Source organism: Liquorilactobacillus sucicola DSM 21376 = JCM 15457 (genome assembly GCF_000612445.1).
In the GTDB taxonomy this organism is placed as follows: Bacteria; Bacillota; Bacilli; order Lactobacillales; family Lactobacillaceae; genus Liquorilactobacillus; species Liquorilactobacillus sucicola.
The window spans coordinates 130,034-142,042 of sequence record NZ_BALC01000005.1; the positions used below are offsets into that span (position 1 = coordinate 130,034).

Annotated in this window: 7 protein-coding genes and 1 pseudogene; 6 read left to right on the forward strand and 2 right to left on the reverse strand. The window is 39.5% G+C overall.

Going from position 1 to position 12,009, the window contains the following annotated elements:
- Nucleotides 1–10: 10 nt before the first annotated feature.
- Nucleotides 11–1,054 carry a branched-chain amino acid aminotransferase gene (locus JCM15457_RS09080; RefSeq protein WP_034989481.1) on the reverse strand — a complete coding sequence of 348 codons (1,044 nt, stop codon included), beginning with the start codon at nucleotides 1,052–1,054 and terminating at the stop codon, nucleotides 11–13.
- Between the two features lie 885 nt (nucleotides 1,055–1,939).
- Here JCM15457_RS09080 and mnmE point away from each other — a divergent pair.
- Nucleotides 1,940–3,328, forward strand: a complete 1,389-nt coding sequence (gene mnmE, locus JCM15457_RS09085) for a tRNA uridine-5-carboxymethylaminomethyl(34) synthesis GTPase MnmE (RefSeq protein ID WP_034989483.1) — start codon at nucleotides 1,940–1,942, stop codon at nucleotides 3,326–3,328.
- Nucleotides 3,329–3,360: 32 nt separating this feature from the next.
- Nucleotides 3,361–5,262, forward strand: a pseudogene (gene mnmG, locus JCM15457_RS09090) (tRNA uridine-5-carboxymethylaminomethyl(34) synthesis enzyme MnmG).
- 63 nt (nucleotides 5,263–5,325) lie between these two features.
- On the opposite strand, the gene JCM15457_RS09095 reads toward mnmG, so the two are convergent.
- A complete protein-coding gene (locus JCM15457_RS09095; RefSeq protein WP_034989484.1) occupies nucleotides 5,326–5,556 on the reverse strand; it encodes a hypothetical protein in 231 nt (76 codons plus the stop codon).
- Nucleotides 5,557–5,783: 227 nt separating this feature from the next.
- Here JCM15457_RS09095 and JCM15457_RS09100 point away from each other — a divergent pair, with 227 nt between their 5' ends.
- The 4 genes from JCM15457_RS09100 to JCM15457_RS09115 all read left to right on the forward strand — a co-directional run bounded on the left by JCM15457_RS09100 (nucleotide 5,784) and on the right by JCM15457_RS09115 (nucleotide 12,001).
- The gene (locus JCM15457_RS09100) at nucleotides 5,784–8,495 is read left to right on the forward strand and encodes a YfhO family protein (RefSeq protein ID WP_034989485.1); all 2,712 of its coding nucleotides are present in this window, start codon (nucleotides 5,784–5,786) and stop codon (nucleotides 8,493–8,495) included.
- A 13-nt stretch (nucleotides 8,496–8,508) separates the two neighbouring features.
- A complete protein-coding gene (locus JCM15457_RS09105; RefSeq protein WP_034989488.1) occupies nucleotides 8,509–9,441 on the forward strand; it encodes a glycosyltransferase family 2 protein in 933 nt (310 codons plus the stop codon).
- A 476-nt stretch (nucleotides 9,442–9,917) separates the two neighbouring features.
- The gene (gene pdhA / locus JCM15457_RS09110; protein ID WP_034989490.1) at nucleotides 9,918–11,021 is read left to right on the forward strand and encodes a pyruvate dehydrogenase (acetyl-transferring) E1 component subunit alpha; all 1,104 of its coding nucleotides are present in this window, start codon (nucleotides 9,918–9,920) and stop codon (nucleotides 11,019–11,021) included.
- 2 nt (nucleotides 11,022–11,023) lie between these two features.
- Entirely contained in the window at nucleotides 11,024–12,001 is a 978-nt protein-coding gene (locus JCM15457_RS09115) for an alpha-ketoacid dehydrogenase subunit beta (protein WP_034989492.1), read from the forward strand.
- Nucleotides 12,002–12,009: the final 8 nt, after the last annotated feature.

Consider the following 12,009-nt stretch of genomic DNA (forward strand, 5'->3'; position numbering starts at 1 on the left):
TTTAAGCCGACTAGGCTTTTTCAACCCAGCCTTCGGGTGCTTCAACGTCACCAAATTGAATGCCAGTTAATTCATCATACAATTTACGTGTTACAGGACCAACTTCGGTTTCACTATAAAAGACATGGAAATTGTCGCCATATTTGAAACCGCCGATAGGAGAAATAACAGCGGCAGTTCCACAAGCGCCGGCCTCTGCAAAGTGATCCAGCTGGTCAATGTAGATATCACCTTGTTCAGTTTTCATCCCAAAACGGTGTTCTGCTAAATAAAGTAAGGAATACTTAGTTACACTAGGCAGAATTGATGGTGACTTGGGTGTAACAAATTTACCGTCTTTTGTGATTCCAAAGAAGTTAGCTGAACCCACTTCTTCGATTTTTTTATGTTCAATTGGATCGAGATAGATACAATCTGAAAAGCCATCATCATGAGCGATTTGTCCTGGGAAAAGACTAGCAGCGTAGTTACCGCCAACTTTGCTTGCACCAGTCCCCTTGTGTGCAGCACGATCATATTCAGAAGCAACGAAGTTTGTCGGAGTTAAGCCGCCTTTGAAGTAGTTGCCAACAGGCATTGCAAAGATTGAGAAAATATATTCTTGCGCCGGATGAACCCCAATATTTCCACCAACCCCAATAAGGTATGGACGAAGATAAAGTGTACCGCCTGAACCATATGGAGGAATGTATGCTTCATTTGCACGAACAACTTCTTTTAGGGCCGCAATGAACATATCAGTTGGGACTTTAGGCATCATCAAACGTTCACAGCTTTTTTGCATTCGTTTAGCATTCTGATCAGGGCGGAAGAGGTTAACACTACCGTCTTTACACCGATATGCTTTTAAACCTTCGAAAACCTCTTGACCATAGTGTAGGCAAGTTGATCCTTCACTAATGGTTACATTTGCATCTTCAGTCAGACCAGTGTCCTGCCATTCACCATCACGCCAGTAGGCGCGATAACGGTAAGGAAGATTCATATAGTTAAAGCCCAAGTTGTTCCAATCGATTTCTTTAGGTTGCGGTGCTTTCGGTTCTGACATAGTCATAAAAAAACTCCTCCTTCTAATTTATTACAAAGTGGCTGTTCGATTAAATTGAAATTAAAAAGCACCTATCACTGAAACTAAGCGATAGGTGCCAAAAAACGCCATCGCCTAGAATCTTCTTAGCGCGATGGCGTTAATGTTCTCAAGTTTAATCAGCCGAGACATTAAGCAACACATCGCGCGTGCTAATAATGACTAGGCTCACTAGGTATGCAACTACAGCAAAGCTCTCGCTCATAGTCCTACAAGTTCGTGACATGTTGTTTAACTCCCTTCCAAGTTAAAATCCACTTCATAATTGATAATCCTAATTATATACAACAAAATTAGAATTGCAAGCATTTTTTAATAAAAATATCATTTTAATATTTTTTAGTACTAGTACTTTACTGAAGTATAAATTTTTTAAATACTTGTAAGGAACAGTCCGAAAACTTTTTATAATGATTGAACTTACTATAATAAACGTTTACAATTAAAGAAGTAAAGGATCACGATCTGAGAGGTATCGGTAGTTTTAGTTGTTTCTTAGATACAGCGGATGAGATATCCTCAATTGAGTATCCTTTACAGGCAGCAGTTGGACTTGTGCTGTATCGGAAGGGTTTTTAATTGTGGTCTGGTTATCACATGCAGCAGCCCTTGCGATGATGGCAAATAATAAGGGCGTTTAAAAGCGTTTCTTAGTCTGGCTGTTGTTTTGATATGTGGTGTCGCTGGTGTCTTTTATCTGTCTCAAAGTGGGGGCACTTATTGACAATTTTGACGTTTAAAAGTATATTATAAGCAATCATTCTTATCTTAATTGATAAAGTAGTCAAAGTGCTTTGTCCACGTTTTTTGGCGTGGAGTGGCGCTTTTTTTATTGTCTAAAAGGAGGAAAACTTGTTGACAACGACAGAGTTTGACACAATTGCTGCTATCTCAACTCCACCAGGAGAAGGGGCAATTTCCATTGTCCGTTTGAGTGGAGAAGAAGCGGTGGCTGTTGCAGAAAGAGTCTTTGCAGGCAAAGACCTTGCGAAAGTTGCAAGTCATACGATTAATTACGGACATATTATTGATCCTAAAACAAAACAAGAAGTAGATGAAGTGATGGTTTCTGTTATGCGCGCGCCTAAAACTTTTACACGCGAAGATATAATTGAAATCAACTGCCATGGCGGGATAGTAGCAACCAATCGTATTCTGCAGTTGTTATTGAGCAATGGTGCCCGTCTGGCTGAACCTGGTGAATTTACTAAACGAGCTTTTTTGCATGGACGAATCGATCTGTCGCAGGCTGAAGCTGTAATGGATCTTATCAGAGCCAAGACTGACCGTTCAATGAAGGTTGCCTTGAATCAATTAGATGGAAACTTGGCACATCTTATAAAAAATTTACGGCAGGATATCCTAGATGTCCTAGCACAAGTTGAAGTTAATATTGATTATCCTGAATATGATGCAGTTGAGGAGATGACAACGCGTCTTCTTAAGGAAAAGGCGCTCGATGTTAAAAAAAGAATTGTCCAACTGTTGCAAACTGCCAGACAGGGCAAGGTCTTGCGGGAAGGCTTAGCAACAGCTATTGTTGGGCGGCCCAATGTTGGAAAGTCAAGTTTGTTGAATCATTTGCTACATGAGGATAAAGCAATTGTGACCGATGTAGCTGGAACAACGCGTGATGTGATTGAAGAATATGTCAATGTTCATGGTGTGCCCTTGAAACTTATTGATACAGCTGGAATTCGTGATACGTCTGATAAGGTCGAAAAAATTGGTGTTGAACGCTCCAGAAAAGCGATTGAACAGGCTGACCTAGTAATGCTCGTTCTGGACAGCAGTCGCAAATTAACTGAACAAGATCGTTCTTTGATTAAACTGACTGCTGCCAAAAAGCGAATTGTCCTTTTGAATAAGGTGGATCTGCCACAGCAGATCGAAGTCGATGAGTTGAAAAAGTTAACTGGTGTAAATGAACTCTTGACAACATCTGTTTTGAAGAATAAGGGGCTTGACCAGCTTGAAGAGCGAATTGCTAAGTTGTTTTTTGGCGGTATTGACAACAGCCAGACAACAATTATGGTCACGAATGCACGGCATATTGCCTTGTTGAATCAAGCTGAGGATGCGTTAGACAATGTTCTCCATGGCATTGAGGGAAATATGCCTGTTGACTTGGTTCAGATTGATATGACGAATTGTTGGGATCTTTTGGGCGAGATCACTGGTGATAGTTATCAAGACGAATTACTGACTCAGCTCTTTAGTCAATTCTGTTTAGGAAAATAATAAACTGACTTTTAATATAGTGGGAGATTGAAATGGAAGTAAAACAATATGCAAGCAAAACATATGATGTGATAGTCGTTGGTGCCGGGCATGCTGGGTGTGAGGCCGCCTTGGCAGCAGCACGAATGGGGAATAAAACACTTTTAATGACGATTAACCTTGAGATGGTGGCCTTTATGCCTGTAATCCTTCGATTGGGGGACCGGCGAAAGGGATCGTTGTGCGTGAAGTCGATGCGCTAGGTGGAGAAATGGGGCGCAACATTGATAAAACGTACGTTCAAATGAGGATGCTTAATACTGGCAAAGGCCCCGCAGTGAGGGCGTTGCGTGCACAAGCTGATAAGCGTGCGTATTCTATTGAAATGAAGCATACGATCGAACGTGAACCTAATCTGACTCTGCGGCAAGGGATTGTTGATGACTTGATAGTCGAAGACGGGACAGTTAAAGGTGTAATCACCAACACTGGAGCTCGTTACGGGGCAAAAAGTGTTGTTTTAACAACAGGAACAGCTGCTCGCGGTAAGATCATCATTGGAGAATTAATGTATTCTTCTGGGCCAAATAATTCTCAGCCTCAATGAAATTATCGGGCAATTTAGAAAAACTAGGATTTGAGCTGAGACGATTCAAGACCGGTACTCCACCACGTGTGGATGGAAATACAATCGATTATGGACAGACTGAAGAACAAAAGGGCGATACAGAGCCAAATCATTTCAGCTTTGAATCAAATGATGCAGATTATCTGGCAGTAAAAGACCAGTTATCATGTTGGCTGACATATACTAATGAGATGACACATAAATTAATTCGTGCGAATCTTGATCGTGCACCAATGTTTTCTGGAGTGATAGAGGGGGTAGGCCCACGTTATTGCCCTTCCATAGAAGATAAAATAGTTCGCTTTGCGGATAAGCCGCGCCACCAGCTCTTTATTGAGCCGGAAGGGCGCAACACAGATGAGTATTATTTGCAAGGACTTTCGACCTCAATGCCAGAAGAGATCCAGCAGAAAATGGTGCATTCGATAAAGGGCTTGGAAAAGGCTGAGATGATGCGCCCCGGTTATGCAATCGAATATGATATTGTTTCTCCATATCAATTGCGCCCAACTTTAGAAACCAAACTGATCAGCGGATTGTATACGGCTGGACAGACTAACGGGACTTCTGGGTATGAAGAAGCCGCTGGACAAGGGATGTTAGCCGGTATCAACGCTGGCTGTCATGCGTTGGGTAAAGAGGAAATTGTTTTAAAGCGAAGTGATGCTTATATTGGTGTTATGGTAGATGATCTGGTCACTAAGGGAACCAATGAACCATACCGCCTTCTGACATCACGTGCAGAGTATCGCCTGATTCTGCGACATGATAATGCTGACTTAAGATTAACAGAGTTGGGTCATAAGCTGGGACTGATATCAGATGAGCGCTATGAGCCTTTGAGGCCAAGAAGACGGCTGTTGAAACTGAGAAAAGACGTTTGGAAGAATTTAGAATCAAACCAAACACTGCAGTTAATGATTTTCTGGCTGCTAAGGGTGATGCCCCGCTGAAAGACGGAGTGTTGGCAAATGAATTCTTGCGACGGCCAGAGATCAACTATGCAGATTTGTTAAAATTTATTCCAGCACCTGAGCAGCCATTAGACAGCAGGGTCATTGAACAAGTTGAAATTCAGGTTAAGTACGAAGGATATATTAAAAAGGCATACCAAAAAGTTGAGAAGCTAAAACGGATGGAAGCCAAAAAAATACCAGATCGTATTGACTATGATGCGATTGAAGGGCTCGCAACCGAAGCACAGCAAAAACTTAAAAAAATTCAACCTGCGACGCTGGCACAAGCTAGTCGCATCAGTGGGGTAAACCCAGCCGATCTCTCTATTTTGGCTGTTTATATCGAACAAGGTAGAATTGCGAAAGTTTAATAGCAAAAAATGCACATGCTTTTTGCTGCTCTTTAAAGAGCGGAACAAAATGCAATGTGCATTTTATTTGGTTTCTTTCGCCTTATTTTTCCTTTTTTTCTTGAAAGTGTCAATTAATAAAACGGAAAGCAATGTCGATTCAATTGTCAAGTAAAAAAAATCAAATAAAAAGATCCCGAGGATAAACCATTTGTGCCCAGTTGAAATGGCCCAGATAGTCGCTAAAAATAAGGGAATAAAGGGGATACTCAACAATACGAACGCCAGCTGTAATCTGGTCTTAATCTTTTCCAAATAACATCGTCCTATCTGAGTTGGTAATTTTTGTTTCATTATGCGCTCAAAGCGTACCTAAACACAAAAAAATAAGTAATAGCTACAAGAACTTCTTTGGATATAGTTTAACATGATTTCTTTTGAAAAGAGAGTTATATCTGACTGATATGATGTTGTATAATGAAATGAACATCAGAGGGTAAAATTAATGATAAGTAAGATATAAAAACAGGAGGTTCAACTTAATGGTGTCTCTGCAAAATATGTATAAGCAAGTATTTAAAAGAAAATATACATACATGTCATACATGCTTGCTTTTTTTATACCAATTTGTGTTTTTCTTTTCCTGTATTGGTTAACGGGAACTGAACCCTTTGGCAACAATACTATAGCAAGCGGAGATATGATTAATCAATATTTAGCACTGATTTCGTATTTTCGCAGTAATGTTTTTCATATTGGAAATTTGATATACTCTTATCAAGTTTCTTTAGGCGACAATTTTTTCTCAGTATGGACATATTATTTGATGAGTCCTTTCAATCTTTTAGCAATTTTCTTTAAAACAGAGCAAATGCCCCTTTTTTTTGAATTGAATACACTGTTTGATGCTGGACTTGCAAGTTTGACGATGTCTATACTTTTGAGAAACTCTTCCTGTATTAATTACAAAACGAATTATGACGAGAATATCAGAGGTTTGTATGCCGCTATTTTCAGTACAGCCTACGCGTTAATGTCTTTTATTTTTGCTTATAAGGAATCTATATTTTGGTATAATGCTATCGCGTTGATGCCATTGGTTATTCTAGGATTCGAGAGATTAATCAAAGGTAAGGGTCCTACCTTATATTGGGTAATGCTCTCGGTTACAATACTTGTGAACTATTATATAGGAATTATGATCGTTTTATTTATATTCATAATTAGTGTTTTTTTTATAATATATAAATTACTAAACCGGTCTCACTGCAAAGATGTTTTTCTTTTAGGTTTAAAAATATTTTCGATGACAGTTTTATCATTGATGATTAGTTCAATTGCTTTGCTACCAAGTATTTTAGGCCAAGAAGGTGTGGCAAAAGAACCCTTCAATTTCAAATTTGATTATATTTATCAACCTTTCCATCTTATGGCGGGACTGTTTACGAGAAGTCATTTTCAAGACTCCCCGTTGATCTATACGTGTTTGTTAGTGACATTACTGGTATTCACATATTTTAGAATCACTTCAATTAAACAAAAAGACAAAAACTTGCTGTTGGCTTTCTTGGTAGTGTTGTTTATCTCAACTTGGTTGAATACTTTTTATATGATGTGGCACGGTTTCACTATGCCGAATGGATATATAAACCGTGAGGCTTTCTGTGTTGCTTTCACATTGATAGTTATCGGGTACAGTACTTTGGGGTTGATCTACAAGCAGCAAAATATTTATTTTAAAACACCATTGTGGATGTTAATAATTACTTTGCTGGTTTTAGTGCAAGTGGTCAAGGCGTTTTCCGGATTAGAAGTGTTAATGAATATTTTAGGCCTCGCTATCGGAAGTATTCTCATAGCGTTAGTTCAGCGTGGATGTAAGCCTTTCTGGGTAGCTATCTGTGTTTTTCTTTTTGTACTCATCGATATTTCGTATAGCAACTATCCGATGATTGATAGCCAAGCTAAAGCATCACCCAAAAGAAGTGCATATCGTGCCGTTGTTCAAAAAACTAGCAGTACAATTAGTAAAATAAAGAAAAAAGACAATGATTTTTATCGAATTGGAAGCTCGTTTGAATTGAACCCGAATGATCCGTTGCAGTTTAATTATGCGGGGATATCAAGCTACGTTTCTCAGCAACCAACAGAATATACAGATTATATGTCGGCGTTGGGGTATTATCAAAAACATGGTTGGACCCGCTGGACTCGCTATAATAATGGGTCAACATTATTTATGGATAGTTTCTTAGGAGTAAAATATATTTTGTCTGCAACTGATAGTGAGTTTAGCAAGCAGCTGGACAAGACAAATAACCCCCTTAAAGCTGACAATTCTAGCCAGCCATTTCAATACAAGACTCTTTTCTTAAAGGGGGAGGGGAATATTAATGTTTACAAAAATAGATATTTCTTTCCACTAGCATTTGCAGTAAGCAAAGGTGCACAGAACTTGTCGTTGAACTATGATACAGCTGCTGATCCTTTTAAAATCCAAAACAAGCTTTGGACAAAAATGTTTAAAACATCTAGTCTGCTCTACAGTAATCAGAGTTACCAAAAGAATGTACAGGATAACAGGGCCACTTTTTCTTTTACGACAAATCATTCTGGGTTAGCGTATATTTATGTTCCTACACAAAAGTGGGTAATGTGGCCTTCTTCACTAAAGCTGTCATGTAACGGTAAAAATATTACAACGCTTTTTGGAAACAATGAAGGGGAAAATGGCATAGTTTGTCTAGGAAGATTTGATAAAGGAACAATGCTCAAAGTAGCCTTGGAACCGACTGATAGCAGCATCAGTTTGAGTCAGCTAAAAGGAATTCCTAACTTGATGCCCTATATTGATGTCGAAAATGATAAACTCTTGGGTGAAGTAAGAAGTAAACGTATAGTAAGAGATAATGTTATGATAAAGAGAATTAGTGGTCCTAATATGACCTTTGAAACAGATAAGGATTTTAAGGGAGGCAATATTTTAGTAACTGTCCCTTATGATTCGGGCTGGCGTTCCGAAGTTGATGGGGAGAAAACAGTAATTGGTAAGGGTCTGGGTCACTTTATAATGATCGGAGTTTCTGCAGGAAAACATGAGATCAAGCTGAGTTATTCTGTGAAGGGTTTGAAAACAGCTGTTTTCTTATCGGTAATAGGATTTGTATTAGCGATAATCAGTTCAATAATATCTAGTAGATCAAATAGGAAAAAAATAATGCATACAATAGCAACAAAAAGTTCTAGCGAATAGGAGATATTTACTAATGAATAAGTTAATTTCACTTGTCGTGCCTTGCTTTAACGAGCAGGAGACAGTGCCACTTTTTTATAAGGCACTTGAAAAAGTTAAACCACAACTCCGAGGGAACGAACTTGAGTATATCTTTATTGATGATGGATCAAGAGATGATACGTTGAAAGAATTAAAAGATTTGCAGCAAGAGGATCCTGAACATGTTCACTATGTTTCTTTTTCAAGAAACTTCGGTAAAGAAGCGGCTTTATATGCAGGCCTGAGTTATTCAACGGGCGATTATGTTGCAGTGATGGACGTTGATCTGCAGGATCCGCCGGAACAATTAGCAGAAATGCTCGCTGGAATTGAGGACGAGGGGTATGATGTTGTGGGAACGCGGCGAACAGATCGCAGTGGTGAACCGCCGATTCGTTCGTTCTTTTCAAACATGTTCTATAAGATCATTAATAAAATTTCAAACACACCGATTCTTGATGGGGTTCGAGACTATCGGTTGATGACGCGGCAAGTTGTCGATTCCATCATAAAATTGAGCGAGTATAATCGCTTTTCAAAAGGGCTGTTCAGTTGGGTCGGTTTTAAGACCAAATATTTAGAGTATCAGAATAGGGATCGGGTAGCTGGTAATACGTCTTGGTCGTTTTGGAAACTGTTTAAGTACTCGTTGGATGGAATAGTTAACTTTTCGGATGCACCGCTCTCACTTGCATCATTTGTCGGTCTTTTTTCATTTATAGGCTCGTGTATTGCAATGTTTTTCATCATTATTCGCAAACTTATTTATGGCGGAAGCGTTGATGGGTGGGCATCGATAGTGACTATTGTTCTTTTAGTTGGCGGAATGCAGCTCTTTTGTTTGGGTATTGTCGGCAAGTATATTGCCAATATCTATCTAGAAGCCAAACATCGTCCAATTTATATTGTTAGAGAGAAGAAGTAGTTTTTATAAGTATGTGCTAATGGGAAAATGAATGTGACAATAGATGTTAGATTTTGAACATTAAGCGGAAATTAAGAACCATAGTGAGTTCTTTTCTATGAGTAGTTTGAAGTTAGACGGTGAGGTTTGCTGTGTGAAACATCCTTATGCAGAATAATACGAGGGCTAGATCAGAATTAATTTTTGATCTAGCCCTCTATTTGATTGTGCAAAATATTGTTTTATTTATCACAAAGATGGTAAAGTTGAAAATAATAATTAAAATGTGGCCAAGAAGGGTCAAAGATGTTTTCTAATTAGGCATGTTAAAAAAACAACAATGTTTAATTTTAAAGCAAAAGGCGTTACAATTCACATGTAAGCGGTTCACTTTGTAACAGGCGCGTTAGAAGCTCTAATTACTTTTATTATCTTGAAGGTTGTGTTATCTAATTAGGTGGTTATTAAAGTGGATTTTTACTAAGGAGGTTCTAAGAATGGCTAAAAAAATTATTGATTTTGAACAGTTGAAAGACGAGCAATGTGCTGAATTTAAGACTGTTAAGTTACTATCAGAAGATGGTAAAATTCTTGATTCTGAATGGCAGTCGGATCTGAGTGATGATGAACTGATTGAACTCTTTAAACAAATGGTTTGGTCGCGGACTTTGGATACCCGTTCGACTAAGTTGAATCGCCAAGGACGGTTGGGATTTTATGCACCAACTGCTGGCGAGGAAGCTAGCCAAATTGCGACTAATTTTGCAATGGAAAAAGAAGATTTTATATTACCGGCATATCGTGACGTTCCACAACTTGTTCAGCACGGGTTGCCGCTGTACAAAGCTTTTCTCTGGTCACGGGGACATGTTGACGGCAATAAGTATCCAGCTGATTTTAACGCTTTACCTCCGCAGATTATTATTGGAGCACAGTATGTTCAAGCTGCAGGAGTTGCACTTGGCTTTAAGTTAAAAGGACAGAAGAATGTGGCTTATACGTACACTGGCGATGGTGGAACCTCTCAAGGAGACTTTTATGAAGGAATTAACTTCGCAGGAGCATTCCAAGCACCAGCAGTTTTTGTCGTTCAAAATAATGGTTTTGCTATTTCAGTTCCACGTGAAAAGCAAACTGCAGCGAAGACGTTGGCACAAAAAGCTGTCGCCGCAGGAATTCCCGGAGTACAAGTGGATGGGATGGATGCGTTAGCAGTGTATGAAGTTGCAAAAGCTGCGCGTGAGTTCGCTGTCAGTGGAAACGGCCCTGTTCTGATTGAAACTCTGACTTATCGTTATGGACCACATACATTGTCAGGGGATGATCCGAAACGTTATCGGACAAAGGAAACAGATGATTTCTGGCTTAAAAAGGATCCACTTGTCAGAATGAGGAAATTTTTGACAGAAAAGGGTTTGTGGTCACAAAAAAAAGAAGATCAGTACGTTGAAGAAGTTAAGGCAGAAATCAATGAAGCAGTTGCAAAGGTTGAAAACATGCCTAAACAGAAAATCAGTGAATATTTGAAAAACACTTTTGAAGAAATACCTGCTAATATTCAAGCTGCAATTGAATATTATGAAGCAAAGGAGGCCAAATAGCTATGGCTAAAATAACGATGATTAAGGCCATCACGGAGGCACTGGATGAAGAATTGGCACGTGATGAAAAAGTCTTAGTTTTTGGTGAGGATGTTGGTAAAAATGGTGGTGTTTTCCGGGCAACAGAGGGGTTGCATGACAAATACGGAAATGAACGGGTTTTTGATACGCCTTTAGCGGAATCAGGGATCGGTGGTTTAGCTGCTGGACTTGCACTGCAAGGATTTCGGGTGGTTCCTGAAATACAGTTTTTTGGGTTTGTGTATGAAGCAATGGATGAGATCGCAGGGCACATTTCGAGAATGCACTTTCGCCTAGGTGGTACGCGTAAAATGCCAGTTACGTTTCGTGCCCCTTTTGGCGGCGGAGTCCACACACCTGAGCTGCATGCCGACAGCCTTGAAGGCCTTGTCGCTCAAATGCCTGGCTTGCGTGTAGTCATCCCAAGTAGTCCATATGATGCAAAGGGGTTATTGATTTCTGCGATTCGCTCGAATGATCCTGTTGTTTTCTTAGAGCACATGAAGCTATACCGGTCTTTTAAAGAAGAAGTTCCAGATGAAGCCTATACTGTTCCGCTTGATAAGGCCAAGGTTGTATTGGAAGGAACCGACATCAGTATCATTTCTTACGGAGCGATGGTTCGTGAGAGCTTGAAAGCAGCAGAGGAACTGGCCAAGCAGGACGTAAAGGCAGAAGTTGTGGACCTACGAACAGTTTCTCCTTTGGATGAAGAAACAATACTGAATTCGGTCAAGAAAACGGGACGTGTTGTCATAGTCCAAGAAGCGCAACGACAAGCGGGTGTGGGTGCGCAAGTTGCGTCGTTGATTGCAGAAAAGGGGATTCTTTATCTTGAGGCGCCCATCAACCGTGTTTCTGCACCAAACACACCATATCCTTTCAGTGAAGCTGAAAGTGATTGGCTTCCAAATAAACAAGATATCATTGATAAGGTAAAAGAAAACATGAATTTTTAGGAGGCAAA